We start from the raw sequence: 26312 nt of genomic DNA, 5'->3' as shown, positions 1-26312 counted from the left end.
TTTATAGCCATTTTGCTCGTGTGATTTTAGGCGCGCTTATGTTGTAGATAAGCATCAAGATAAGCGTCAATTTTTGCGAGAGCTTCTTTTGTACCGCCGGATTGCTGGAAGCTGTCATTTATTTTTTGTACGCCCTCTTTATACGCTGCGTTTGAGACTACCTCATGTACAGCATCTCTTAACGATTGTGTATTGATTTGATCCTTGGTTATCCGATAGCCAGCTTGAAGTTCCGTTAACCGCTGCGCGACCATGGGCTGATCTTTGTCCTGAGGCAGCACGACCAAGGGTACATTAAAGTGAATTCCTTCGTTCACACTGTTCATTCCACCATGGGTAATAAATACATCTGAATGACGTAATACCTCCAATTGAGGGACATAGGACGAGATGATAAAGTGTTCAGGAGCCGGGTTAATTTTGGTGAAGTCGGCTTTCTCGCCAGCCGCAATCACGACCATGCCTTCAAAATCGGAAAAAGCTTCAATGCAGGTGTTAAAAAAGTCCTCAGTATGGTCCAGCACAGTTCCCATCGAAATATATAAAACCTTTTTACCCTGTAATCTGTCGAGCGGGAATGAATTTTCTTCTTTGCGCTCCGGGAAGCTGGGACCAATAAAAAGATGCTCGTCCCCAAATTGTTCACCATTCGGTTGAAAATATTTGCTCGTATATACAACATTCAAAGCCCCTGAATTGTTCATAAATTGAACCAGCTCTTTGGGGGCAACACCGAATCTTTCTTTCATGAGCTGCAGTGAAGTCGTAACTTGTTCATCAGGATGAAACGGTACTTTAGCGTCGGAGCGGAAGAGATTGGCAGCCATCAGATGATTTGAAATGAGAAAAGATGGGGATGAAGAAATGCCTGGAATATTCAAATAATCTCTTACTAATTCACCAGCTCCGAATCGATCATAGAACACCAAGTCAAATTGAATACGCTCGGACAGCTCCTGAGTGATGGCTAAGATGTCCATCGAAGTCTGGATATGAATATTCAAAAATGCGTTCAGTCCTGCCGGCGTGTTGGTATCAATGGAAGCAGTCCTGACTAGATCAGGATGCAAGTGAACCTTCGCTCCAACGGCTTCGAGTCTATTCTTGTATTTCTCAGTTGTAATGTAATGAACCTGGTCCCCTCGTGCTGCAAAGGCTTGCGTGATCCCAAGCGTGGGGTTTACATGTCCTTCTGCCGGAAAATTAACCATTAATACATTTAACATCCATCCTTACTCCTTTCCTACTCTTTCATTTAAGATGCAGTTTTAACTGAATCTCTTAATCCATAATAACAATAATATTTATTTTTTCAAATGATATCCTTTCACGATTGCGTTTTAAAACGCGGTCAACATCATTCTGAAGAATAACATAAGGACATGTTGGCATGAAATGTGTATAACAAATATTTACCTCGTGCATAGTAAAGACGAACCTATTTAGCGAGGGAGGTTTTTTCTTAATGAATGTTCAAAGAGCACAAGAAATAGCGTCCTCTCCCATCATGGCAAATGTGTTGTGCGATGGGTTGCCCATCTATATTCAGCATGTGAACGAACAACGTGAGACGGCACGGATCTATGCGCTGAACAACCCGGAAGAGGAACGAGAAGTGCCTTTGTACACGTTGACAGAACGTGATCTGACCCTTGAATAGAAAGGAGCGACATGGAAAATGAAACCCAATCAACAGAAAGAAATCGAGGCAGATCGTTTGAATTTTCGTGATCAGACGGATGATGTGGTTAGAGAGGTACCGGCCACCACGGATGCCAGCGAAGCTGTTGCAGCAATGACCTCGCACATCAATAAATATGATGTACCAGATGAGTTGGAAGAAGAATAGAGAGTGGACAAGCGCGCACAGGATAACCTGCTGCGTGCTTTTTATATGACGCATTTCTTGGCTGCTATCGAACAACAAGCATTCAAAGCATTCAATGCCCAAACGTACAAGTGAAACTGCCCGTGTGTACGTTTTTTTTCTTTCGTTTTTTTGTAAAATGATATATAAATGTTTTTTGTTCAAAATTGAAAAGCTGAATTCAGAATTGTAGGAGGGAATTATGAACGATGCATCTAATGTACAGGTTCAAAATTTAAATCCGGAAACAAGTGAAAGTAAAAGTGAAGGTGAAGTTGAGAACAAGGATATTTCAAAAATATTAACGATCATATGGTTTTTTATAATTTATAGTGAGTCTGTTATTCTTCAACATTTGTTCGGTGGTTTAAATCTGCTGCAAAGTTCTTTATTCACTATAATTATCATATTGCACATCCTCTTGTACTTGCATGCTCATCGAGTGGCAAAATATTTTTCATGGGCTTATTTTGTGGTACAAGGGGGCTTGATCTTTGCAAGTGCATTTCTTTTACCCGAAAGCTTCTCCATAGTACTGGTGGGTTTAATGCCCGTTTTGGTGGGTCAGAGTATAGGTATTTATTATAAGCCGCTGAAGGTCATTCTTGTATTTTTGATCTCCTACGTTCTTTTTTGTGTGGCTGTGGTCTCTCACAACGACGGCAGGCAATTTGTGCTGCTCATCCCCCTATTTTTTCTAATTGTGGTTGTTATAGTAGCTTATGCGGTTCTTTTTTTCAAACAAGTCAAAGCACGAATCCGCACACAAAATGTTCTGAAAGAGCTTGAAATTGCACATCAAAAGGTGGAAGAACTTACAATTGCTAATGAGCGACAACGTATGGCCCGTGATCTGCATGATACGCTGGCTCAAGGGCTTGCTGGGCTAATCATGCAGCTGGAAGCCATTGACGCTCATCTGACCAAAGGAAGTACGCAAAGAGCCCAAGAGATTGTCCAACAATCGATGTCACAAGTACGGAGGACATTGTCTGATTCAAGGCGAGCCATAGACAATTTGCGTTCGAAAACGATCTCAGAGGTTGATTTTGCAGAAGCAGTAGAGGAAGAAATACAGCGATTTACAATGGCTACGAGCATTCGTGTCATACGCAACATTAAAATTAAAGCTTCAGTTCCTAGACTGCTGTTCGAGCATGGACTGTTTATTATAAGCGAGTGTTTAACCAATGTAGCGAAGCATTCACACGCGAATACCGTATGGATTCATATTTTAGATAATGAAGGCAAGATTGAAATTGAGATTCGTGATGATGGAAAAGGATTTGATACGAATATTATTGCCAAGCAAACAGGACATTATGGAATAATAGGGATACATGAACGTGTACGGATGCTAGGTGGAAAAATAAATATCAATAGTATATTGCAAGCAGGTACAGCTATCAAAATAGAGGCGCCTCTTACTAAAGGAGACCTATCATGAAATACAAGATTTTAATTGTCGACGATCATTGGGTTGTTCGAGAAGGATTAAAGCTGGTGTTGGAAACCAATGACAGTTATGAGGTTATTGGCGAGGCCGGAGAAGGTGCAACCGCTCTTAAACTGATCGAGGAGCTTCAACCGGATGTCATATTACTGGATTTATATATGCCGCAAATGAGTGGTTTGGAAACTATGAAAGCTCTCAGAGAAAAACAAAATGAAACGCCCGTCATTATCCTGACTACCTATAACGAAGATGATTTAATGATTAAGGGACTTTCTTTGGGGGCAAAAGGGTATCTGTTAAAAGACACCAGCCGTGAAAACTTATTTCGTACGATTGAGTCAGCGCTAAGGGGTGAAACGCTGCTTCAGCCAGAAATAACAGCAAGGGTGTTCGCTGCAACGAATAAGAAAGAAGCCAAGCTAGAATCCCGCGAAAGCAGCTTGGTGCTTACTGATAAGGAAAGGCATATATTAAAGTCTGTGGCCCATGGATTTAAAAGCAAGGAAATAGCATTTGATATGGGGATTTCCGAGCGTACCGTAAAGGCGCATTTGACGAATATTTATAACAAGCTTGGTGTTGATTCCAGATCCGAAGCCGTTGCCGTTTCGTTGGAACGTGGTATTTTACAGCTTTAGAAATTTTAACTGAATAAATGTTATTTCATTGCCCAGTCGTACATAAGGTGCTTGCCCCTTTGTACGATTTTTTTGTGTGTCCATTGTTATAACATGAAACAAGCAATGAAAAAAGCTTACTTGACCTGCGGGTTGCTGATAGCACCTTTAGAAGAGAGAATCAGGGAGGATGACGTGAAGTTGAAGAGAAAAGGAATCAGGATCATGATTGCAGGGGTTGCATTAGCTATAGTAGCTTCTGGTTGCTCCAGTGCAACGGAGAACGCTGTAACACAAGCAAATCACCCGGTGAAAGTAGAGAAACTTGTAATGAAACCTTTGGCCAACGATTTTAATCTGGCGGGAACATTACAGGCAAGTAATGAAGCTAGTGTTTCCTTTGAAGGGGATGGACGTATATTGAACACTATGGTTGAGGTAGGGGACTCCGTAGAAAAAGGGAGTGTCCTTGCGAAGTTAGATACATCTGCCTACCAGCTGCAGCTGGATCGGGCCAAGGCCACCATGGAAAAGGCAAAAGCCGGTCTTAGCCAAGCGGAGGCTTCTGTTCAATCGGCACAGGCGGGTATTCATAGTTCACAATCCCAGGTCGATGCGGCCCAGTCGAAATTGCAGGAATTAAACAATGGCGCCAAAAAGCAGGAAATTGCACAGTCACAAAATGCAGTTACCGCGGCAACCAAGGCTTACAATAAGAAAAAAGCGGATGCCGCACGGACGCAAAGTCTGTTCCAGGCAGGTGCAGCCTCATTGTCGGAAAATGAGAATGCACAGCTGGAATTAGCGAATGCACAAAAAAGTTTAAGTGACGCACAAGAGCAGTTGTCTCTCTTGCTTGCGGGAGCCTCGCAGGAGCAACGTGCCCAGGCTTCAGCTGGTGTAGAGCAGGCCAGAGCAGGGCTGGAGACCGCTATGGCTACGAAGCAGCAAGGGCTAGCCAGTAAAGCTCAGGCGCAGGCTACCTACGAGGATGCATTGGCTGCTTATGAGCAGTCATCCCTGTCACTTAAAAAGGCTACTTTAACCTCCCCGATCGCTGGCGTAGTCATTGAAAAAAAGGTGTCTGACGGTCAACTGGGCTCCAGTGGGAGCGAGGCATTCGTCGTCGGGAATATCAAGACCTTAAAGGTACTTCTTCCCGTACCGGACAACGAAATCTTATCGTGGAAGAAAAACCAGAAAGTAAATGTATCACTCTACAATGAAATTAGAACAGGGACCGTTACTCAGATCTACCCATCAACGAATGCGAAAACGGGCAGTATTAATGTGGAAGTCAGCCTGCCCAACCCTGAACTGGATTGGAAACCTGGACAAGTCATCAGCGCATCTAAAAGTGTGAATCAATCGGAAGCACTGTTAGTGCCTGTAGAATCCGTGATTAGCACGGGAAGTGACCCTTATATTTTTAAAGCTGTAAATGGTAAGGCTGTTAAAACCACAATTAAAGTAGGAAAAGTGACGAATAATCAATTCGAAGTTCTCTCCGGACTACAGGCAGGCGATCAAATTGTTACCCAAGGAGCAGGAACCTTGTTTAATGGCGATGTAATTGGGAATGATGTGCTTGGGAAATCGGAGGAGTCGTCCGAATGATTAAATATATCGTTAAAAAACAAAAAATTACGCTCATTTTCTTTGGCATGTGCATACTGCTAGGACTCTTTAATTTTACATCGTTACCCAAACAGGAGCAGCCTGATGTTATTCCCATGACCGCCAGTGTTACAACTATCTATCCGGGTGCCTCACCTGAGAGAGTCGAGCAAACCATTACTAAGGTTATGGAACAGAAAATTAAAGCTGTACAAGGTGTCAAAACGATTTCTTCCACTTCATCGAAAGGCCAATCCAGTATCATCATAGAAGCTTTGAATGATGCGGACCCGACAAAAGTATGGGCTGATCTTCGTACAAAGGTGCAGGATGCACAATCTGAGCTTCCAGACGATGCGATGCAGCCTATAATCAATGATAGCATGACCAGCTCATTCATTGGCTCATATGCGATCACCTCTGGTAAGGTTGAGGATTTATACTCATTAAATGAATTAATGAACAAATGGAAAGATCAATTAAAAACCGTCCCTGGTATTTCGCAAGTTAATATTCAAGGAATACCTGAGCAAGAGGTACGAGTCAGTTTAGACACACAAAAGATGCAACAATATAACATTTCCTGGGAACAAGTCGTTCAAGCGATCAAGGACGAGAATGACAGAGTTCCTACAGGGAGTTTGGATTTCAATGAGCGCAATTACCAGCTGACGGTGAATGCCTCAACTGATCCATCGATTCTAAATAACGTTCAGATTTCAAGCAATGACGATGGATTTCCGATATCTTTGAAGGATATAGGTACTGCCTCGCTTGTTTTTAAAAAAGCAGCCAGTTATACGTATGTGAATACGAAGCCTGCTATTTCGATCAGTGTAAGCGGAGATATAGGAACAGATGTGCCGACAGTATCTAAAGCAACCACAGCTAAAATCAATCAGCTAGCGAGCAGTTTGCCGAAAAATGTACATTTTGAGCTGCTTTTTGCCCAAAATGATCGAGTGAGTGAAATATTTGGAAACCTGACCAAAGAGATGATGATCGCTATTTTATCGGTCATTGTGATATGTACCTTAGGCTTGAATTTGCTGACTTCTGCATTTGTGGCGTTGGCCATTCCTGTTTCCATCGCCATCGGCTTTATTTTCTTGCCTATGACAGGAACTACGCTGAATCAAATTTCAGTCATCGGGCTCATCATCGTGCTGGGGATATTGGTTGATGATGCTGTCGTGGTCAATGACAATATTGAACGCCGACGCTCTGAATTTGGGGAAAATGCGACAGAGGCGGCCATTAAAGGAACCAAAGAGGTATCCTTATCGATCATTACAGCTACGCTAGCTACGGTTGCAGCATTTGCCCCGTTGTTATTCCTGCCGGGTAATATCGGAGACTTTATTAAACCGATCCCTACCGTTATTTCGTTAACGATGCTGGCTTCGATGATTATGTCGCTAACGATTATTCCTATTTTCCGTCAATGGTATGATCAACGCCGTAAAGGGAAACAGAGTAACCAAGCAGTTAAGCCGCCTGGGCTTCTGGGTCATCAAATCCAGTCTCTATCCAACGTGTACTCTAAAAATTGGATGCCAAGAATACTGCGGCGTCCGCTTTTAACAGCGTTGGTCGGTCTATTGATGGGTACGGTAGCTTATGGACTACTTGCGATTGTTCCCATTCAATTATTTCCGGAATCCGATCAAGCGGATGCCACGATCAGCGTGACCATGCCGGAAGGAACGTCGTTGCAGGCAACCAATCGGGTTATTAACGAAATTGGGATGTGGGTCAAAAAACAACCAGAAACAGAACGGTTGTCGGCCACGGCAGGTGGAGGAGCGCCTCAAATGTACAGCGATGTTGCGGGCGGTCACGGTTCCGGGGGAGCGGTCAACGGTCAACTTGCTGTCGTAGGAAAAGAGGGGCTATTTGATCTCCAGAAAACAGTGGATAATTGGACCCATACGCTGCAAGCCAAATATCCATCTGCATTGATCAGCATTCGGGTTCCTCAATTAGGTATCCCGGTCGGCAGTGCGGTGTCTATCCGAGTGAAGGGAGAAGATATTAATAAACTGCAAAAGATGACAGCTAAAGTCAAAGAAATAGTTGCAGGCACCCCCGGAGCAATAGACGTGACCGATAATATGGGGATGCAAAGCTATAATCTGAATTTCCAAGTCAATCCACAAGCGTTGGATAAATATAGGGTTACCTATTCTAATTTGACACGAACTCTGCTGTTAATGGGGGATGGGGTCAATGTTACGGATTTTGATACAGGTAAGGAATTGCTGGATATAAATGTATACATGAATAAACCAAACGATGATCCTGAGGTATTGTTCCAACAATTAAGTGTAACCAACGCGGCAAAAGAGCAAATTCCATTGTCCCAGTTAGTCACGATGAAACCGGGCTTTTCCATTCAGCAAATCCACCGCTATGATTTGGAGCGGACGGTCACGATCTCAGCCAATGCGAATGGGCGTACGGCTACAGAACTCACTAATGACATTCGTAGCAAACTAACGAATACACAGTTTGAACCAGGCTACACTTGGGAGATGGGAGGAGAAACATCCGCGCAATCTGATATTTTTAAAGATTTGGGCAAGTTAGCCATTATCGTTGTTTTTCTTATCCTGCTCTTGATCACAATGCAGTTCTACTCCATCTCCACACCGCTCATTATTATGACCACTGTGTATCTGGCAGCGGCAGGCGGTATTCTTGGAAGCTTTATTTCGGGCATGCCCATTGGATTCATGAGCATTATGGGGATCATTTCACTGGCCGGTATCGTCGTACGCAACGGTATTGTGCTGATAGAGTTTATTGAAGATGCGCGCCGTGAAGGGGCTGATCTGACAGACGCCATTCTGATGGCATGTTCTGCTCGTTTCCGTCCGATTCTGCTTACTTCGCTAACTGCGATTGTGGGGATGATCCCTATTGCCACAATAGGGGAAATTCTCTTCAAGCCGTTGGCAACGACTATTATCTTCGGGCTGATCTTTTCGACCATTTTAACCTTGTTTGTCGTTCCGACGCTGTATATGGTTGTAGCTCATCTGAAGCTAAAGCGGAAGCACAATCAGGAAAAATCTATAAATAACGATAGCTCATTGAACTTGTAGGAAAAATACGGAAAACAATATACTTCCATTGTTCTTTTTATAATACGGATCGTACATGAGGCGAAGGTCTTCATGTACGATCTTTTTATTTGTTGACATAGTCAACAAATGTCATTACTATAATTGTTGCAAAAGTCCACTAAATAGGGGGAGTTATGGTCAATATAGATGCTAATATCATAGCGGATATGAGGCGTTTTAATCGGTTCTATACGAATTTACTTGGTGTTTTAGATAGACATGTGCTGGATAGTGGATATTCCTTTACTGAGGCACGTGTCATTATAGAGATTGGGTTGATCGAGCCATGTATTGCGAATACGCTGGTCGAATCTCTTAAAATTGATCGCAGCTATATGAGCAGAATCATTGCTAAATTTTGCAAAGAGGGCTTTCTTGTTAAGGAAAATTCAACGTTGGATAATAGAACAAATCTAATTCGTCTGACACCCAAAGGAAAAACGTTCTACAACCAATTGAATGAAAGGTCTGATGAACAAATTCTACGATTAGTTCAAGGACTTTCAGAAGAAGAGATTCAACAATTACATGCTTCCATGTTGTTAATTCAGAAGAAATTGGATATTTCGGAGAGGATACAGAATGATACGATTTGAATGCGACTATACCGAAGGTGCCCATGAACGTATATTACAGCGACTACTGGAGACGAATGAGGAACAGACGCCAGGCTATGGTGTGGACGATCATTGTGAAAAAGCCAGAGCTTATATTAAAAAGGCATGTGACTCTGAAAATGCGGATGTACACTTTTTGGTTGGAGGTACACAGACCAATACAACGGTCATTTCTTCGATTTTGCGTCCGCATCAAGGCGTGATTGCCGCAGTTTCTGGACATATTGCTGTGCATGAGACCGGAGCAATTGAGGCTACTGGACATAAAGTACTAACATTGCCAAGCGAGGATGGGAAAATCCGGGGTGAACAGGTAAAGGAACTGTACGACGCTCACTGGCGTGATGCTGCTCCTGAGCATTGTGTACAGCCCGGGATGGTCTATATTTCTCAACCGACCGAGAATGGAACGATCTATAGCCGATCCGAGCTGGAAGTGTTAAGTAAAGTCTGTCGTGAATGTGATTTACCGCTGTTTATAGATGGGGCCCGCTTGGGCTATGGTTTGGTTGCAGAGGATAGTGATGTATCTTTAGCAGATATAGCACAGCTGTGCGATGTGTTTTATATTGGCGGTACCAAAATTGGAGCCATGATGGGAGAAGCTGTCGTTATCCTAAATGATGCTTTGAAAAAAGATTTCAGATATATGATCAAGCAAAAAGGAGGACTGCTGGCTAAGGGCAGAATGCTGGGCATTCAGTTTGAAACGCTGTTTGAGGACGGTTTATACTTTGAGATTTCCAAACACGCCATAGATATGGCCATGTTGCTGCAAAAAGGATTATCCGAGCAAGGATTTTCTTTCCAATATCATTCAACAACCAATCAGCAGTTTCCGATTTTATCAGATCGTATATTACAGGCATTAAGCGAAAAATATACTTACTCCTTTTGGGAGAAGGTTGATGATACACATACTGCTGTTCGATTCTGCACCAGTTGGGCCACGAAGAAAGAAAATATTGAAATGCTGCTTCAGGATATTAAAGCATTACAATAGAGGTCACGGATAAACGATGAGTATCATCTTGAAGAGGTAACATGGATGATGGAATAGGCCATACCTCGTTGCACACATTGCAGCGAAGTATGGTTTTTTTGTCGTGTAAATGACCTCATTCAGGCGGCCCGTCTTTAGTTCCATGAAAGAGCAAGTAGATATAAAAATGGAAAAACAAGACAAGAGTGGATGTATAAAATCAGCGCCTAATTATTTACACTGAATACCTAACGAACCTGTTTACGGTATTGAAGAGGGGAGAGCCCGGTTATTTTTTTGAAAATTTTATTAAAATGGGAAGCATGACCGAAGCCGACATCCTCTGCAATGTGCTGGATTTTGTCCTTGGTGGTTCGCAGTCTGGTTTGAGCAGCCCTGACCCTCACTATGCGGATGTATTCGCTAAAATGAAAGCCAGTTAATTTTAGAAAGATACGGCTTAGGTAAGCTGGACTAATAAAAAAGCAGGCGGCCACTTGTTCGAGAGTTAACGGCTCGCTGAAATGATTCTGAATAAAAGACGAAATTTCTGTGATTTTCTGATGCATGGGATGAGAGGAAACAAGTTCGCTACGCTCCGCTGCTTCTGATCGGTGCACGAGGATGAGCATTTCCAGCAGCAGGTGCTGTACACAACGGTCATGCAGAGGCTGCTTGTTTCTGCATTCGGTATTCATTTGCAGGAACAGCCGTTCCACTTCGACTTGTTCTCTAGCTGGTAAGCGAAGCAACGCGGATTGCTGATAAGGCGGTAGATCGAGAATGTCACGATCCTGCTGTGGGAGAAACGTCGGAGAAAAATGAATTAAAATGCGTTCGGTTTCCTCCAATTGCGTGCAGGCGGTAGAGTGTAAGTCATGAGGGAGGATGAATATCAGATCGCCCTTACGAGCGGTGTATACCTTGCCATTCATAAAGTAGATGCGTTCGCCCTGCAGCAAAAAATACAGCTCATACTTCTCATGAACATGAGGTCTGGGCATAACTGTGAAGCCGGTACGGTAGATGTGATGGATGGAGAATTGTTGTTCTCCGATGACATATTTGTCTTCCTTGATTTCATTCATGTGCTTCTTCCTTTGCCAATTAAGATAAGTAAGCGCATTCATATACCCTTAGTATATATGACACCTGCCCACGGTAAAAGTAGAAAAGATTGATGAAAGGAGGTGAAGTAATTTCTGAACGTCTCGGATCATTCTTTTATAAAAGTATGCGCTGATGTGAAAGAAATCTTAGGGAGGAAACAGAATATGAGCAAGCAGCGTACATGGAAAAAGGTGCTATGTAATATGGTTGTGGGTTCAATGTTGTTGACCTTGTGCCCGCCACTGATCCAGGCAGAGACTGCGGCAGGAACAGAGATGGCAAAAGTGGAAAAGGTAGAAAAAATAGCGACGAATATTCCGGCGTTTCCGGGGGCTGAGGGTGGTGGTAAATATGTTACCGGTGGACGCGGTGGTGAAGTATACGAAGTTACCACGCTGGCAGACTACGGCAAAGGGGAGCAGATGATCCCCGGATCTCTTCGTGCAGCGGTCAGCTCCGATAATCGGACGGTCGTATTCCGGGTGGGTGGAACCATTCATCTTAAGGAGCCACTTAAAATTTTGGGCAACAACCTGACGGTTGCGGGTCAAACAGCTCCTGGCGATGGCATAACTGTAAGCGATTACACCACAGGAATTGATGCAGATAACGTTATTTTTCGTTACCTGCGTTTTCGATTAACCGACCGTTACCCCAGCGAGGATGACGCATTAGGAGCCAGATATCATAAAAATATTATGATTGATCACTGTTCCTTTAGCTGGTCGGTGGATGAGGTGCTAAGTCTGTACGATAACGTAAATACGACGGTACAATGGTCCATTGCGTCCGAAAGTATGCTAATGACCACGCACCAGAAAGGTCGTCACGGCTATGGCGGCATATGGGGTGGTCGAAATTCCACCTATCATCATAACTTGCTGGCTCACAATGCAAGCCGCAATCCGCGTTTCCCAACCGATAAAAAACAAATTGATGCTGTGGAAATGACTAATAATGTCATTTATAACTGGGGATTTTTCTCTTCCTATGGCGGCGGTGAAGGATCGTATAATGTGCTGAATAACTATTATAAGTATGGACCCAACACATATAAGGATGTTCGCGGTCAAATCTTTGTAGACGTGGGGAGTAAAAAATATAAAACACGTATGTTTATTGGTGGCAACTATATGTACGGGAACGATTCGGTTACCCAAGACAACTGGCAGCTTGGAACATCCATTGGGTCGATTATTGATCCTTCCACTCGTTTGGCAGAGCCGATTGAAGTCAGAGGCGAATACGACAACGGAATTTCACCGGATGCGTACGGTCCATATCAAGCGACAGATGCACAGACCGCTTATGCTGAGGTGCTTGCTGGTTCAGGAGCGACGTTACCCAGAAGAGATGCGGTGGACGCCCGCATTATGAATGATGTGAAGAATGGAATGGGTGCATTTATCAACTCCCCACGGGAAGCAGGGTGGATATATGATGATTATAGCGTAACCACCGCGGAGCTTACTGATAGTGATCGTGATGGCATGCCGGATGAATGGGAACGTGCTCATGGACTGGACCCTAAAAATGCAGACGACCGTAACGGTCAGGAGTTTGCCGGCACAGGGGAGTATGCTCATTTTGCCAAGGGCTACACGAATCTGGAGGTCTATTTGAATGATCTCATTGCGAAGCTGTCCAATGGAAGTGAGGTGGATAATCCGGAGGCCGCCGTACAGGTATCGGATGAAGGCGGACGTTCATTGAAGCATAACGATATTTTGGAAGCGGGACGTAATGCAACCATAACTGCAACGGCCAAGGACCAAGATGGCATTGCTCACGTTGAATTTATCATTGATGGCAAACTCGCCGGAAAAGTAGAAAATGCGCCTTATCAAATCGATTGGAACCGTGTGATGGACGGTACACACTACATTGTTGCACGGGTGACAGACCGGAAGGGCACAGCTGCATTTTCTAATTCTGTCACCATCCATGTCAACACGACTGCATCATCGGGAAGCTGGCTCAGCGAAGAGGTTGGCTCTGAGGGCAACGATGGATATATCCAAGGGCATACTCAGGTATTAAAAGAAGATGCAAACGGCAGCAGCATACGACTAAAATCGGCGGGGGACATTGACGGTCAGGCTGATCTTTTCCATTATGCTTATCAGAAATGGGAGGGAGACGGCGAAATTACAGCCCGTGTGGAGAAGATTACTCCTGTGGACGATAATGCCGAAGCAGGTGTAATGATTCGTGAATCACTGAAGCCTGGATCAAAAATGGCCTTTATGTCTTTAGCATTTGTTAAATATGGCAAACAGGGCATTCTTATCAGTCGTGATCAAACGGATGGTAAAACGAAACGAGCGTCAATGGAGACGTTTATTACAACGCCATATTCGGTTCGTTTGGTGCGGCAAGGACAAAAGCTTACCGGATGGGTATCTGCCGACGGTGTGACGAACTGGGAGAAGGTTGGTGAAACCGTTATAGATTTTCCAGATCATCAACCGCTATTGTTTGGGCTCGCTACCGATGCATCCAAACAGCAAAACGATGTATGGAATTACAATACGTCGGAATTCAGCAATGTCACGGTCCACAAGCTAACAGGCTCAGGAGGAAACTCTCCTACTAGTGTGGTTGTATCGACCTATGGCCCTGCTGACTATACATCCCTCCAGGCAGCTATTGATGCAGTCCCTGACAACAGCAACACAAAGACTGTGATCCATCTCAAAAACGGTACGTACCGTGAAAAAATAAAGGTGAACTCCTCCAAGAAAAATCTGAGCATTATCGGAGAAGATCGGGACAAAACGATCATTGCTTTTGATGATACGGCCAAAACGGTGGTGGACGGTAAAGAATTAGGGACGAGCAACAGCTATACCATGCGTGTGCAAAGTCCTGATTTTGTGTTGGAAAATGTGACGGTCGCCAACACAGAAGGGACCGGGCAGGTGCAGGCTGTAGCGTTATATGCCGAAGGTGACCGTGGCAAGTATCACAATGTCAAAATCACCGGATTACAGGATACATTGCTTGTGAACCGTGGCAGACAGTATTTTAAGGACAGCTACATCAGTGGCAGTGTTGATTTTATATTTGGCAATGCACCTGCCGTATTTGATAATTCGATCATACACAGCCTGCGTGCCGGATATGTGACAGCAGCTTCAACAGAAGAGAACCAGCCGGGTTTTGTATTTACTCAGTGTCGTCTGACAAGTGAGGCTGGATTGACAGGCAAGGTGGATCTTGGGCGGCCTTGGCGACCTTACGCTCATGTTACTTTTTTGAAGACCTATATGGATGACCATATCAAGCCGGGGGGCTGGAACAATTGGGGGAAGGAATCCAATGAGCAGACCGCAAGATTTGGAGAGTTCGACAACTTTGGACCAGGTGCAGAAAGTAGCGGGCGTGTACCTTGGGCCAAACAGCTTGCGGCTGACGAAGCCAACCAGTACACCGTTGAAGCTGTTCTGAGCGGGACCGATCATTGGGATTGGCGTCTATAAATCTGATGTTCAATAGATAAGCGGGGGAGTCGCTTTGAATGCTCCAGCGTGTAGATGCCTTTATTACACATGGAGGAATGAACAGTGCGAGCGAAGCCTTGTATTACAACGTGCCGATGGTTCTGGTTCCCATGATATCGGATCAGCCGATCGTGGCTAATCGGGTGCAAGAGCTGGGATTGGGTATTGCTGTGAATAAAAATGAACTCACACCTGCTATCTTAAAAGCTGCTTTAGTAGAGGTGTTGAATCAAGCCAAGGGTGCGTGTACGGCAGTCCCCGATTTTAACCAATCAGGATTATGCGTGGCATAATCGTCATAACAAAGCAGCACGTAACCGGACTTTAGCTTCTTGTCCAGATTTACGTGCTGCTTCTTGTATTGACCTCGTCCTATAGACTGTGATTTCTTTCGTGTAGAGCAGCCGATTTGTCAAACTCTAATTTTTTTGAAATCGCCAGCAGACCAAGACAGCAGAGGATCAGGAATAAGCATATCCAATAGGAGTTTCGATAACCCATCCATTGAGCGAACAATCCGCCCAGCAAGCTCCCCGCCAGTCTTCCAATCGTTGTCGCATTGGAATACAGCGTCGAGGCGTATCCAGGGAGAGCTGGCAACAAGTCCTGCATATAGCTGATACCAATCGCTGAAATTACTGCAACAAAGAAGGCTAGAAGAAGCTGCCCCACGAATAGTTGCCACATCTCTGTAGACATAAGGACGAGCAGATAATAGACAACGCCTGTTAATGCCCCTAAAAATATAAGTAAACGGTTGGAGTATTTGGCTGCTAGTAGGCCCAGCATGAGCATCAAGGGGATTTCCAAAATGGCGCAAATACTGGCTACTAGAGCAACGTCACTCGTGTTACCTTTTAAATTGTGAATAATGAACAAGGAAATATTCAAACTATTCATCCAGTGAGATGTATAAAGCAAAGTAAGAACGGAGAAGGGGATCAGAATTTCAATATTTTTATGTAATGAAATGTGATGAAGAGAGCGTTGATCCTTATGTTTAAGCTGAACAGGAGACTGCTTGATAAAAAAGAATAGCAGAACGGCAATAAGTACAAAAATAGAGGTCGTACCGACAAAAATACCTTTAAAGCCCGTATGTGCAATCAAGAAGGAGCCAAAGAGCGGTCCGGTAATAAATCCAAGCGAGAACATAGAACGAAGCGTTGAATTCGCGAAGGCATGGTCCGCAGATTTACTGCGATCTACCGCCTCACGGGCACTGGCAAATAACTGAGGCATTCCAGGGGCACCCATAGCCGTAAAGATAGTCATATAGACAAAAAGTACATAAAAATTTTGGATGACAAGATATCCTGCGAAGGCTATCGCATTAAATACCGTACACATCACTAAAATTTGCTTGCGGTCCAATCCGGTATCGGAACGTTTGGCAATAAGAGAGCTTATCCATATGCCACAAATCAAAGTCACCGCTGTAAATACACCAAAGGTTCCCACAGATACGCCAAGTGTACCTGTAAAATATACGGCTAAAAAAGGTGCACTTATAGAAATAGCCATACCTTGCAATAACATACAGGTCATGAATAGCGGATAATTGGGGATAACGAAAAGATTTTGAATACGCTTTAGCATTTCATTTTTACACCCCTTCCAATTTAGAAGCAGAACAATACATACCTATCCTAACTAAACTATATACGACTTTAGCATAATTTGTATATTTTCATTGTATAAAATATTATAAATGATTTTCACTGAAGCGATCTATGAACTGCTTGACCAGTTCATTCAATGTTCCAGCGGCCTTCGTAGGAAGGCGGTGATCAGCTTTTTTAATGAAAACAAGCTCACTCTTCGGTAATTGCTGGTTCAATAGGTTGGCATAACGATGGAAATGTTGATCCTCTTCACCATAGACGAGCAGGACGGGAAGCTGGATTTCCCCCAGTCGTGAGGTACAGTTGTACTTCAAACTGTAACGGTAAAATTGCTCAACATTCTTGGGATTTCCATGCCTCGCATCGTTGAATAACCTGCGAAATAAAGATAATCGTTTCGTTTGTGACCAAGCATTAGAAAGCGCGATTGTACCGACTGCGCCGATCTTGGAAAGAGCAATACCCAACGAAATTTTGTTTTTTAGCCGCCAATCATTTACCTCCGACATCCCGCTGATCACAATCCCTCCCCATGCCCGATCTGGATAAGTTAAGAGGAATTCCAATACGATCGAGCCTCCGATCGAATATCCACACAAAAATACCTTATCCAAGTTCAACCGATCCATCAAATGTTTAATATCCTCTACAATGAGAGGGTAAGTAATCGTTTGCTTGGAAGGCAGGCTTTTACCGTGTCCTCTGATGTCAAAAGCAATTGTTCGAAAATAGGGCGATAAACCTTGGATTTGGTACGTGAAACTTAAGCTTGTGAGTACCGGAGGGTGAATGAATAGAATGGCCGTTCCTTCGCCGGAATCTATATAATGCATGGAATATTCGTGTAAGTTTGTTGTAGTCATCGTTCTGCTCTCTTTCGGAAAGGTTTGATTTTAAATGGGCTCTATTAGTATGTATGCATTAGTTATATAATCGAAGGGGTCACACATTGGATCCACTAGGTTATGTAGCCGAACGGTTTTTAATATAAGTAAATATTTACAAGGTAATGTAAATGTAATGGAGGTTTTTAGAACATTGATTTTGTTGGCATGCATTATATTCTTAGTCACTTTAGTTTTGGTCATTTGGCAGCCTAAACATCTGTCCATTGGGTGGTCTGCGTGCGGCGGTGCCATACTCTCCTTGCTGGTGGGGGTAGTGGATTTGCATGATGTTTGGGAAGTTACTCGAATGGTTTGGAATGCAACACTAGCTTTTGTTGCCATTATTCTGATTTCATTAGTCCTTGATAAAATTGGTTTCTTCGAATGGGCAGCACTTCATATGGCGCGGATAGCCCGTGGAAGCGGAACCCGGATGTTTGTCTATGTGAGCGTCCTGGGTGCCATAGTTGCTGCTTTTTTTGCCAATGATGGAGCGGCATTAATTTTGACGCCAATTGTACTGGCGATGGTTCGGGCACTGAAATTGGATGAGAAAATGGTGTTTCCTTTTATCATAGCAAGCGGATTTATTGCAGATACGACGTCGCTTCCGCTTGTAGTCAGCAACCTCGTTAATATTGTGTCAGCCGATTTCTTTGGAATCAGTTTTATGGAATATGCGAGTCGTATGATTGTACCTAATCTGTTTTCCTTAGCGGCTAGTATCGTGGTACTGTATCTCTTTTTTCGCAAAAGAATTCCTAAAACGTTTGATGCGACACAGTTAATCACGCCTGCAACTGCGATAAAAGATCCAAAGATGTTCCGTATGTCCTGGATCGTTCTCACAATATTGTTGATTGGCTACTTTGTATGCGAATTTTTTGACATTCCCGTCTCGGTGGTGGCTGGTTTGATTGCTATCCTTTTCTTGCTGATGGCTAGAAGAAGCCCTGTGGTACCCATGAAAGAAGTCATTAAGGGAGCTCCATGGGCCATCGTATTTTTCTCTATCGGGATGTATGTGGTAGTGTATGGTTTGCGCAACGCCGGTTTGACGGATCTGCTGTCCCACGTGATTCAAGCGGCTGCTGATCAAGGTATGTTTGTAGCCACCATGGCCATGGGTTTTATTGCGGCGATTATCTCTTCGAGTATGAATAACTTGCCTACGGTCATGATTGATGCGCTTGCCATTAATGCCACTCATACAACCAGTATGGTCAAAGAGGCACTGATTTATGCTAACGTCATTGGGTCGGACCTTGGACCGAAAATAACTCCAATCGGTTCATTAGCCACATTATTGTGGCTGCATGTGCTTCGTTCGAAAAACGTGAAAATTTCATGGGGCACTTATTTTAAAACAGGCATCGTCTTAACTATTCCTACACTTTTTATTACCCTGTTGGGCTTATATCTGTGGTTAATCATGTCATAATGAGCTATTCACTACATTGATATTTACAATGAAGTGCTTGATAATAAATGGATATCGCACGAGACCAAGATACCCAAAAGTGAGGGACTGAAATGGCGGCAAAATTATATTACACCGCTCCAAATCTTACGGAGTGGAACACTTATATTACACAAAGCATGGAAAGAGACGGAGCATTTTTTGTTATGCTTGAGGAAACGGCCTTTTATCCGCATGGCGGAGGTCAGCCGTGTGATACAGGAACGATACAGGGCATTCGTGTATTAGATGTTGTTCTCGAAGACGGGGATATTTGGCATCAGGTAGAACGCTTGCCGGAGGAGGGGAAAGTGGCCTGCCAATTGGATTGGGAGCGCAGATTTGATCATATGCAGCAGCATAGCGGGCAGCATTTGCTGTCAGCGGTTTGCCTAGAACTGTTGGGTGCGCGTACAGAGAGCTTTCATTTGGGACAAGAGTACGCCACAATTGATGTCAACTGTTCGGATATAACCTCTGCCCAGCTATCGGCAATCGAGCAGGAAGCCAATCGGCAAATCTACAATAACCGCAGCATTAAAAGCTATTTTGTAACCCATGAGCAACTGAAGGACATTCCACTTGTGAAAATGCCTAAAGTGACGGAAAATATTCGAATTGTTGAGATCGAGGGCATTGAATATAATGCCTGCGGCGGTACACATGTGGCTCAGACCGGGGAAATTGGGATGATTAAATGCTTGAAATGGGAGAAGCAAAAAGGGATGGCGAGAATCCATTTCAAATGTGGTGCTCGCGCACTCCACGACTTTAATGAGGGTGTTCGGATTTTGGACGTGTTATCTGCGAAGTTCAATACCGGACGGAAGGATATTTTGACCCGATTCGAAAAGTGGGAGCAGGAGCACAAGCAACTCAAGGCGCAAGTGGAGCTCCTGCAAGAGGAAAATGTATCGTACCAAGCAAAAGAGTTGCTGTCTGCTGTACAGGGGCATGTTCTTGCTCGTGTATTCGAACAAAAATCCTTTCAGGAGATGCAGCAATTGGCTGCCAAGCTGACCGCTGAGCATGATTTGCTTGTTTTATTTGCCACAACAGCAGAAAACAAAATCATTCTGGCACACAACGGTACCCAATCCATTAGCTGCGGAGCGTTTTTAAAGGAAAATCTGGGCGCGTTCCAGGGTAAAGGGGGCGGTAGCAACCAATCTGCTCAGGCAGCATTTTCGTCCCGCAATGACCTCTTGAATTTCTTTGAAACGGCCCAGCGGCAGTTCATTCAGGGCTAATGTAATGGAGGATTAGTGACGCAGCGGCAGCTTCCACTTTTCCTCTTCTGTAAATAAAATAAAAGAAAAGATAAGTGCAACAACAGCGCCCCAAACGGCTTTATCCCCAATCGTCAAAGTCAGAAATCCCCCCAGCAAGGCTCCTACCAAGAAGGCGGCCAGGATGACACCATAACGCATCGCACGAATGGCAGCGTTCGTGTCCTTGGTCGTTACGGCGACATACACAGCCTCGATAGCTGATCGGAGGTTGCCGGTGCTGACCGTGGAGGTGTACGGCACATCAATGAGCTTGCGGAAGGAAGTCATTTGCACGGAAGCGACGAACGAGACGATCACCACCACTACCGTATTGGGAACTCCTTGCGGAATCAATCCCACGATGAAAAAAATCGCAATTTCCAGTAAAAGAATTGCGCGGGTCCAGTCCGGAGTTAAACGGTGGGTTGATTTTCGTTTAATCCCTTCAGCAACAAAAACCCCCAGTGAAAAGGCGATCAGGGGCGGGATATAGGATAACGCCTGAATCCAGTGGCCTTGAATGACTTTGACAGCCAGCAGCACGATATTGCCTGTCTGTGCGTTGGCGAAAACACCGCCTCTTCCAACAAAGGTATATGTGTCCAAAAAGCCCCCTACTAATGATAGTAAGGCGCCCAGTCGCAACGATTCGGACGTTACCTGATGTAAATGGATTTTGCCTTTCATAAACACGGCATATAAGCCTCCTATGCTAAACGTCGGTTCTTTAAAGCTAACACGAAAATCCAGGACCATACAATTAAATTAATCACTTCAGCATGAAAATGACACAAAGAAGCCACATCAGGTCCCATACAATAGAAAGGACGTGATGCGGCTTCTTGGAGTTTTGTTTAAAGTGCCATCTGGAACTTCGAGAATGTGCTTATTGCAGAGCTTGAACGAGGGCTTTCCCAAACTCCTGAGCTCCGTCTGGACCATCGGCTGTAATAATATCGCTATGCGCAACGACATGCTGAGCGAGATATTCGGCTTGATGCGCTTGGAGCTGATCCTTTTGTACATCCACTGGATAGCATGTAGCTGTTCTTCCAGAGAGCAGTCCGGTTTGAGCCACGGCCACAGAGCCTGCACAGATGCCGCCCACTAAAGTCTTTTGCTCATGAGCTTGTTTCAGGAGAGCTTGGAGATCGGCGTTATTCCACAGATGATCATTCGTTCCTGATCCACCGATCACAGATACCACATTATAATCAGCCAGCACAGCGTCTGTAAAAACAAGATCAGCCGTCGCTTTACCGTTGTAGTCACCCATAATTTCGCCTGTTTTTGTACTGGCCAGTGTCACGGTAACGCCTGCTTGTTCCAGCGCTTCTTTGGGTTTAAATAATTCATCCTCATTAAAGCGCTCTGGGGGTATAATAAAAAGAGCTTTTTTACTCATACTCTATTCCTCCTTGAATGTGTAACGTTATCTACTATTGTAGGGTGGCTTTGCTAGGCTGTGAAGAATGCACTTTCAAGTACGGAGGTTACCTGCAGGTTACTAATAGTGTGCAAGATCATGATGATTCAGAAGGAGTTAATTGACATATGTCTGATACACTGAGAGAAGAAATACGGGAGAAAATTATAAACGGAGACTACAACTGCGAAAAGGAACTAACGTTATCTGTACTAAGCGGGAAATGGAAGGTCGTTATTTTATGGCATTTGGGTGTGGAAGGACCGCATCGGTTCAGTGACCTGCAAAGACTGTTTCCGAAGCTGTCACATAAAGTGCTGACCAACCAGCTGCGGGAGTTAATGGAAGATGGTATTGTGCACCGGGAAGTGTATCCGGAAGTGCCTCCAAAGGTGGAGTATTCAATGACTGAGCTCGGAATGACGATTTTACCGATTGTGGAGATGATGTATGACTGGGGGAAAAAGCGGGTGCAATCCATTCGTGATGAAATGCAACGCAGCAGTGAGAGAAACGCCTGAAATTTTGGATACGATCTAAGGTCGACCATTATTGCTTTGTCATATGAAAAATAGAACGCCTTGCGCTATGAGTACAATTGTACTCATAGCGCAAGGCGTTCTTTGCTTCAATATGAATCATTGCTGTTCAAGTGCGGGTAGAACCTCAATCCAGCGTGTAGCCCAGGTACCGATATGGTCAAATAAAGGAGCTAAATCGCGTCCTTTATCCGTAAGTGAGTATTCAATCCGCACGGGCTTCTCAGGATAAACCGTACGTTGTATGATTCCTTCTTCCTCCAGCTCTTTCAAACGGTCCGAAAGGACCTTTCCACTTAAATTAGGAATTGAATTCTCAATCGCTACGAAACGTTGCGGTCCATTCGTGAGTTGAAATACGATCAACACCGTCCAACGCTTGCTCAGTATCTCCATAGCTTTTTCAAACCGTGGACACATCTGCGGAATATTCATGTGATCACCTCATGCTCCTATTATTAACGATTCACTGTTAAAAGTAAATGATTTTACTTTACATAAATTTATTACTTGACGAAATTGAATGATATAAATATACTTTGTTACATAAAGTAACTTGTCGGATTTGAGACGGAGTTCTATATATTAATACTTAAAAATTGAACTTATTTTGATATGATTAATGATAAAATCAAATGAACAGGTACGAACGAATCGCGTGGTTATGGTTTGGACGCAGGGGGAAGTCGGATGATACTGGAATGTGAAGTGTGTGTAGTTGGAGGAGGACCCGCAGGGACTTTGTTATCCTGTCTACTGGCGGAGCAGGGTGTTTCCACGATATTAGTTGAGCGGCAGAGCGTGCCCGGAAAGGCTTTCCGCGGTGAAATATTAAATGATGAGGGTCAGGAAGTGATCCAAAAGCATAAGCTGCTCGAACAAATTCATAAGGATCATATTCTCGCTTCTACAAGAATCGAGTATTGGCAGCATCAACAGCTGGTCAAAACGGTTGAACCAGCTTCAAACCATGGTAATGTAGGAGTGCACATTCCACAACCTCGATTTTTGAAAGCTCTGCTCAAGCAGGCGTCCACCTACGAGTCCTTCCGTTACCTGGCAGGTACAACTGTGACTGCGTTGGAGGGTAACAGCACGCAGGGATATACGGGCCTGACCGCCCGCGACAAGGACGGCCGTGAGATTACGATTCACAGTTCGTTGATTGTGGGGGCAGACGGTCGCTATTCGACTGTGCGCAAGCTGGCGCAGATGCCTGTGACGAACATTCGTCACGGCTATGATCTGCTATGGGCCAAAATCACGGCACCAGCCGGGTGGGAGCCCATTACTCGTCTAGCGCTGGTCAATGGAGGGCAGCTGGCTTTATTTTCACAGGCTGAGGGCTATATTCAAATTGGCTGGAATGTGGAGGAAGGCAGCTTTCCAACCCTGTTTAAGCAATCTTTTGCACCTTTTATACACCAGTTTACAGACGCTTTTCCGGATTTGAAGCATAGTGTACTGGATCAGATTCGTTCATGGAAGGACTTCGTGCCGTTGGATATTTTCAGCAGTCGCAGCGAGACATGGGTACAGAACGGACTGATCCTGATTGGAGATGCGGCGCATACCATGACACCTACGGGAGCTTTTGGCTTGAATGCTGCTTTGAAGGATGCCGATATGCTGGCCAGTGAGCTTCTTCGTTTGCGTCAGCAGGTATATACCGTAGAAGATCTGAAGTCTTTCGAAGACGGACGACGGCAGGCTGTCACTGAGCTTCAGGAGCGTCAGCTGATCATGGAATCCACGTTTCATGAACATTTTTTACACATAGTAACATGATATAAAAACCTGACAACAACGATTAGCCTGAGAAAATATGAGGCGTTTCATATATAGAGTTTATATAAAGGATGGTGCAGAGAGATGAATATAAAAGATGTAGCTACGCTACTTAACGATAAAATTCAAACCGTTCGTGGAGAGCAATCTTCGACGATATTGGTAGGACCGATCAAGCTGCCAGTTAATTTGGAAGGAGAGACGGTTGTTTTTCAATGGTATTGCTGGCTGCCTGTACGGGACGAGGAAGATCGTCAGGACTTACTGAATGCTAATGCTGAGACGATTGTGAAGCGACTGTCTACACTGAATTTGGCGGAAGGACAACAATCGAGCGTTTTGGTGTACGGTGATCTCCAACGCTCGGAAAATGCTTTAGTTCGCATGCATAGTATTTGCCATACTGGAGATATTTTTGGTAGCAAGCGCTGCGATTGCGGATTTCAGCTCCACCAGTCGATGAAAATGATTGTAGAACATGGAACAGGTGCATTGTTCTATCTGGCTAATCATGAAGGTCGCGGGATCGGTTTGTTTAGCAAAGCTATGGCTTATATTCTGCAGGAAGAAGGCATGGATACCGTCGAAGCCAACCATCAGTTGGGTTTTGAAGATGATACGCGCAATTATGTGGATGCCATTAGTGTGCTTCAGCACTTGAGACAAAAACCGGTAACGCTGATCACCAATAACCCTAAAAAGCTGGATGCCTTGAAGAAGTCGGGGATGAATGTGGCGGGTCGTATGCCGCTCTGGGGCGATGTGTCGCAATATAATGAACGGTATTTGAATACAAAAATAGAACGATCCGGCCATTTGCGGGATTCCGATCTCAGGGAGGTTCTATGAACACTCACGAAAAATATATGCGCCTGGCACTGGAAAATGCCAGAAGTGCCAAAGGGCAAACAGAACCGAACCCGCTCGTCGGCTCAGTCATTGTCAGCAATGGCCGTATCGTTGGGATCGGGGCTCATTTGAAGCCCGGTGAGCCACATGCCGAGATTCATGCCTTGCGTATGGCGGGTGAACATGCTCAGGGGGCGACGATTTACGTAACGCTGGAGCCGTGTTCCCATCACGGCCGGACAGGCCCGTGCGCGGAAGCGATTGTGAAGGCTGGCATTCGCCGGGTGGTGATTGCAGCCCTGGACCCGAACCCGCTGGTTTCCGGCAGAGGGGTACAGATTTTGAAAGATGCGGGCATTGAAGTCATTGTCGGAGTATGCGAGCAGGAATCGATCCGCATGAATGAAGTGTTCAATCAATATATTGTGAACAAGCGTCCTTTTATTACGATCAAATCGGCAGTGACGCTGGACGGTAAAATTGCCACCCGGACCTCGGAAAGCAAGTGGATTACATCTGAGGCTGCAAGGGAGGATGTGCATCGTCTTCGGCACGAGCATGTAGGCATCCTGGTCGGTGTACAGACCGTGATTCATGATAATCCTCAGCTAACGACTCGTTTACCAGAAGGACGGAACCCGATTCGTATCATTTTGGATAGCAAGCTGCGTATTCCATTGGATGCTCGTGTTATTACAGATGGAGAGGCGCCGACCTGGATATTCACAGGAAGGGCTTACGATGAAGGTAAGCGAAGCCAGCTGGAAGAGCTTGGTGTGAAGGTATATCTGACACAGGATGAAAACAGTGAGCGGGTCAACCTTCCGCAAATGCTGGATATTCTGGGAGCAGCGGAGGTCTCATCGGTATTCGTGGAAGGCGGGGCCGAGGTGAACGCTTCGTTCGTGCAGCAAGGACTGGCAGACAAGCTGGTGCTGTATATGGCGCCAAAACTGGTTGGAGGACGCTCAGCTCCTGGTTTTCTCGGGGGAGAGGGCGTGTCTGCGATGAGCGACGCGGTAGCCTTACAGGATTTGAGCATAACGCAGGTTGGCGTAGACTGGAAAATAGAAGGGTATTTTGGGCGAGGAAAATGAGTCAATTGAGGGGGAAGGAGGCTCCGCGAAAGGGTTGATCTTCCGATCGCTGTTGCAGTGGGATTCTTCGGATTGTATAAGAGATTTAAAGGGTAAGAATCCCATTGCAAAGGCGAACGCTACCGCTTCTCCAGATTCAATCCCTCCGCTCCGCTGCTACCCACCGCAAAGTCACTCATTTTTCAAAATGGTGTGGAGCATGGGGAAGGGCATGAGAAATAAGTACTCAAAAGCTCAAAGACTTAAAAACTTATAAATTCAAAACAGAGGATCTGAAGGGCTAAAAGGCCTGGAGGGTCTTTTTTTATAAGCTAAATGTTTATTAGGGTGAATGGTTTATGGGGTGAATAACTCATGCGGTGAACGTCTTATGGGATGAATTCAAAATAGCATCATTACATAATACTTGGGTTTTTCGTCCTGGTTTCTTATGCATTTTTAGAGACTTTCGCCTTGTTTAGTTGAAATCTAGAA

Annotated in this window: 22 protein-coding genes and 1 pseudogene; 16 read left to right on the top strand and 7 right to left on the bottom strand. The window is 44.6% G+C overall.

Annotated elements, in window-relative coordinates; genetic code table 11:
• Positions 1-26: 26 nt before the first annotated feature.
• A complete protein-coding gene (locus tag ACQQ6X_RS21510) occupies positions 27-1226 on the bottom strand; it encodes a macrolide family glycosyltransferase (protein WP_305166961.1) in 1200 nt (399 codons plus the stop codon).
• A gap of 239 nt (positions 1227-1465) precedes the next feature.
• On the opposite strand from ACQQ6X_RS21510, the gene ACQQ6X_RS21505 reads away from it, so the two are divergent.
• From ACQQ6X_RS21505 to ACQQ6X_RS21470, 8 genes are all read left to right on the top strand, one after another.
• Positions 1466-1660, top strand: a complete 195-nt coding sequence (locus tag ACQQ6X_RS21505; protein ID WP_058712291.1) for an H-type small acid-soluble spore protein — start codon at positions 1466-1468, stop codon at positions 1658-1660.
• Positions 1661-1678: 18 nt separating this feature from the next.
• Positions 1679-1849 (top strand): hypothetical protein, encoded by a 171-nt coding sequence (locus tag ACQQ6X_RS21500; protein WP_013373210.1) that lies wholly within the window; start codon positions 1679-1681, stop codon positions 1847-1849.
• Positions 1850-2069: 220 nt separating this feature from the next.
• Positions 2070-3314 (top strand): sensor histidine kinase, encoded by a 1245-nt coding sequence (locus tag ACQQ6X_RS21495; RefSeq protein WP_305166960.1) that lies wholly within the window; start codon positions 2070-2072, stop codon positions 3312-3314.
• A complete protein-coding gene (locus ACQQ6X_RS21490; protein WP_025674660.1) occupies positions 3311-3961 on the top strand; it encodes a response regulator in 651 nt (216 codons plus the stop codon). Before ACQQ6X_RS21495 ends, ACQQ6X_RS21490 begins: the two co-directional genes overlap by 4 nt.
• 174 nt (positions 3962-4135) lie before the next feature.
• Complete coding sequence (locus ACQQ6X_RS21485; protein WP_305166959.1) at positions 4136-5557, top strand: efflux RND transporter periplasmic adaptor subunit; 1422 nt, start codon at positions 4136-4138, stop codon at positions 5555-5557.
• Positions 5554-8664, top strand: coding sequence for an efflux RND transporter permease subunit (locus ACQQ6X_RS21480; protein ID WP_305166958.1), 3111 nt, complete (start codon positions 5554-5556; stop codon positions 8662-8664). The genes ACQQ6X_RS21485 and ACQQ6X_RS21480 overlap by 4 nt, the downstream gene beginning before the upstream one ends.
• 155 nt (positions 8665-8819) lie before the next feature.
• Positions 8820-9281: a MarR family winged helix-turn-helix transcriptional regulator gene (locus ACQQ6X_RS21475; protein ID WP_063212887.1), complete on the top strand. Its 462-nt coding sequence runs from the start codon at positions 8820-8822 to the stop codon at positions 9279-9281.
• A complete protein-coding gene (locus ACQQ6X_RS21470) occupies positions 9268-10305 on the top strand; it encodes a threonine aldolase family protein (RefSeq protein WP_305166957.1) in 1038 nt (345 codons plus the stop codon). Before ACQQ6X_RS21475 ends, ACQQ6X_RS21470 begins: the two co-directional genes overlap by 14 nt.
• 227 nt (positions 10306-10532) lie before the next feature.
• Here the strand turns inward: ACQQ6X_RS21470 and ACQQ6X_RS21465 are convergent, their stop codons facing one another.
• Positions 10533-11372 (bottom strand): helix-turn-helix transcriptional regulator, encoded by an 840-nt coding sequence (locus ACQQ6X_RS21465; RefSeq protein WP_305166956.1) that lies wholly within the window; start codon positions 11370-11372, stop codon positions 10533-10535.
• Positions 11373-11558: 186 nt separating this feature from the next.
• Between ACQQ6X_RS21465 and ACQQ6X_RS21460 the strand changes: the two genes are divergently transcribed.
• Together ACQQ6X_RS21460 and ACQQ6X_RS21455 are read left to right on the top strand one after the other, a co-directional pair.
• Positions 11559-14876: a pectinesterase family protein gene (locus ACQQ6X_RS21460; RefSeq protein ID WP_305166955.1), complete on the top strand. Its 3318-nt coding sequence runs from the start codon at positions 11559-11561 to the stop codon at positions 14874-14876.
• Between the two features lie 38 nt (positions 14877-14914).
• Positions 14915-15133: pseudogene (locus ACQQ6X_RS21455) on the top strand (glycosyltransferase); the annotation flags it as partial.
• A 136-nt stretch (positions 15134-15269) separates the two neighbouring features.
• Here ACQQ6X_RS21455 and ACQQ6X_RS21450 read toward each other — a convergent pair.
• Positions 15270-16496: a sugar efflux transporter gene (locus tag ACQQ6X_RS21450; RefSeq protein WP_305166954.1), complete on the bottom strand. Its 1227-nt coding sequence runs from the start codon at positions 16494-16496 to the stop codon at positions 15270-15272.
• A gap of 106 nt (positions 16497-16602) precedes the next feature.
• Positions 16603-17385: an alpha/beta fold hydrolase gene (locus ACQQ6X_RS21445; protein ID WP_305166953.1), complete on the bottom strand. Its 783-nt coding sequence runs from the start codon at positions 17383-17385 to the stop codon at positions 16603-16605.
• Between the two features lie 175 nt (positions 17386-17560).
• Between ACQQ6X_RS21445 and ACQQ6X_RS21440 the strand changes: the two genes are divergently transcribed.
• Positions 17561-18850 (top strand): arsenic transporter, encoded by a 1290-nt coding sequence (locus tag ACQQ6X_RS21440; protein ID WP_305166952.1) that lies wholly within the window; start codon positions 17561-17563, stop codon positions 18848-18850.
• A gap of 92 nt (positions 18851-18942) precedes the next feature.
• Entirely contained in the window at positions 18943-20118 is a 1176-nt protein-coding gene (locus ACQQ6X_RS21435; RefSeq protein ID WP_305166951.1) for an alanyl-tRNA editing protein, read from the top strand.
• A gap of 12 nt (positions 20119-20130) precedes the next feature.
• Here ACQQ6X_RS21435 and ACQQ6X_RS21430 read toward each other — a convergent pair whose 3' ends face one another.
• Both ACQQ6X_RS21430 and ACQQ6X_RS21425 read right to left on the bottom strand, forming a co-directional pair.
• Entirely contained in the window at positions 20131-20832 is a 702-nt protein-coding gene (locus tag ACQQ6X_RS21430) for a YoaK family protein (RefSeq protein ID WP_023990394.1), read from the bottom strand.
• A gap of 193 nt (positions 20833-21025) precedes the next feature.
• The gene (locus tag ACQQ6X_RS21425) at positions 21026-21544 is read right to left on the bottom strand and encodes a DJ-1/PfpI family protein (RefSeq protein WP_305166950.1); all 519 of its coding nucleotides are present in this window, start codon (positions 21542-21544) and stop codon (positions 21026-21028) included.
• Positions 21545-21693: 149 nt separating this feature from the next.
• On the opposite strand from ACQQ6X_RS21425, the gene ACQQ6X_RS21420 reads away from it, so the two are divergent.
• The gene (locus ACQQ6X_RS21420; protein ID WP_064797279.1) at positions 21694-22086 is read left to right on the top strand and encodes a winged helix-turn-helix transcriptional regulator; all 393 of its coding nucleotides are present in this window, start codon (positions 21694-21696) and stop codon (positions 22084-22086) included.
• Positions 22087-22203: 117 nt separating this feature from the next.
• On the opposite strand, the gene ACQQ6X_RS21415 is transcribed toward ACQQ6X_RS21420, so the two are convergent.
• Positions 22204-22539, bottom strand: coding sequence for a winged helix-turn-helix transcriptional regulator (locus tag ACQQ6X_RS21415; RefSeq protein WP_063212901.1), 336 nt, complete (start codon positions 22537-22539; stop codon positions 22204-22206).
• Positions 22540-22794: 255 nt separating this feature from the next.
• Between ACQQ6X_RS21415 and ACQQ6X_RS21410 the strand changes: the two genes are divergently transcribed.
• The 3 genes from ACQQ6X_RS21410 to ribD all read left to right on the top strand — a co-directional run bounded on the left by ACQQ6X_RS21410 (position 22795) and on the right by ribD (position 25838).
• On the top strand, positions 22795-23892 hold the full coding sequence (locus ACQQ6X_RS21410) for an FAD-dependent monooxygenase (RefSeq protein WP_305166949.1): 1098 nt from the start codon (positions 22795-22797) through the stop codon (positions 23890-23892).
• An 84-nt stretch (positions 23893-23976) separates the two neighbouring features.
• A complete protein-coding gene (locus tag ACQQ6X_RS21405; protein ID WP_149034386.1) occupies positions 23977-24741 on the top strand; it encodes a GTP cyclohydrolase II in 765 nt (254 codons plus the stop codon).
• On the top strand, positions 24738-25838 hold the full coding sequence (gene ribD / locus ACQQ6X_RS21400) for a bifunctional diaminohydroxyphosphoribosylaminopyrimidine deaminase/5-amino-6-(5-phosphoribosylamino)uracil reductase RibD (RefSeq protein ID WP_305166948.1): 1101 nt from the start codon (positions 24738-24740) through the stop codon (positions 25836-25838). Before ACQQ6X_RS21405 ends, ribD begins: the two co-directional genes overlap by 4 nt.
• Positions 25839-26312: the final 474 nt, after the last annotated feature.

This window comes from Paenibacillus ottowii (assembly GCF_050516475.1).
Lineage (GTDB): Bacteria > Bacillota > Bacilli > Paenibacillales > Paenibacillaceae > Paenibacillus > Paenibacillus ottowii.
This window is presented reverse-complemented; position numbering and strand designations above follow the sequence as displayed.

Coding starts and splice junctions, on each gene's coding strand:
- ACQQ6X_RS21510 (WP_305166961.1), bottom strand. CDS start 1,226: ATGTTAAATGTATTAATGGTTAATTTTCCGGCAGAAGGACATGTAAAC.
- ACQQ6X_RS21505 (WP_058712291.1), top strand. CDS start 1,466: ATGAATGTTCAAAGAGCACAAGAAATAGCGTCCTCTCCCATCATGGCA.
- ACQQ6X_RS21500 (WP_013373210.1), top strand. CDS start 1,679: ATGAAACCCAATCAACAGAAAGAAATCGAGGCAGATCGTTTGAATTTT.
- ACQQ6X_RS21495 (WP_305166960.1), top strand. CDS start 2,070: ATGAACGATGCATCTAATGTACAGGTTCAAAATTTAAATCCGGAAACA.
- ACQQ6X_RS21490 (WP_025674660.1), top strand. CDS start 3,311: ATGAAATACAAGATTTTAATTGTCGACGATCATTGGGTTGTTCGAGAA.
- ACQQ6X_RS21480 (WP_305166958.1), top strand. CDS start 5,554: ATGATTAAATATATCGTTAAAAAACAAAAAATTACGCTCATTTTCTTT.
- ACQQ6X_RS21475 (WP_063212887.1), top strand. CDS start 8,820: ATGGTCAATATAGATGCTAATATCATAGCGGATATGAGGCGTTTTAAT.
- ACQQ6X_RS21470 (WP_305166957.1), top strand. CDS start 9,268: ATGATACGATTTGAATGCGACTATACCGAAGGTGCCCATGAACGTATA.
- ACQQ6X_RS21465 (WP_305166956.1), bottom strand. CDS start 11,372: ATGAATGAAATCAAGGAAGACAAATATGTCATCGGAGAACAACAATTC.
- ACQQ6X_RS21460 (WP_305166955.1), top strand. CDS start 11,559: ATGAGCAAGCAGCGTACATGGAAAAAGGTGCTATGTAATATGGTTGTG.
- ACQQ6X_RS21450 (WP_305166954.1), bottom strand. CDS start 16,496: ATGCTAAAGCGTATTCAAAATCTTTTCGTTATCCCCAATTATCCGCTA.
- ACQQ6X_RS21445 (WP_305166953.1), bottom strand. CDS start 17,385: ATGACTACAACAAACTTACACGAATATTCCATGCATTATATAGATTCC.
- ACQQ6X_RS21435 (WP_305166951.1), top strand. CDS start 18,943: ATGGCGGCAAAATTATATTACACCGCTCCAAATCTTACGGAGTGGAAC.
- ACQQ6X_RS21425 (WP_305166950.1), bottom strand. CDS start 21,544: ATGAGTAAAAAAGCTCTTTTTATTATACCCCCAGAGCGCTTTAATGAG.
- ACQQ6X_RS21420 (WP_064797279.1), top strand. CDS start 21,694: ATGTCTGATACACTGAGAGAAGAAATACGGGAGAAAATTATAAACGGA.
- ACQQ6X_RS21415 (WP_063212901.1), bottom strand. CDS start 22,539: ATGAATATTCCGCAGATGTGTCCACGGTTTGAAAAAGCTATGGAGATA.
- ACQQ6X_RS21410 (WP_305166949.1), top strand. CDS start 22,795: ATGATACTGGAATGTGAAGTGTGTGTAGTTGGAGGAGGACCCGCAGGG.
- ACQQ6X_RS21405 (WP_149034386.1), top strand. CDS start 23,977: ATGAATATAAAAGATGTAGCTACGCTACTTAACGATAAAATTCAAACC.
- ribD (WP_305166948.1), top strand. CDS start 24,738: ATGAACACTCACGAAAAATATATGCGCCTGGCACTGGAAAATGCCAGA.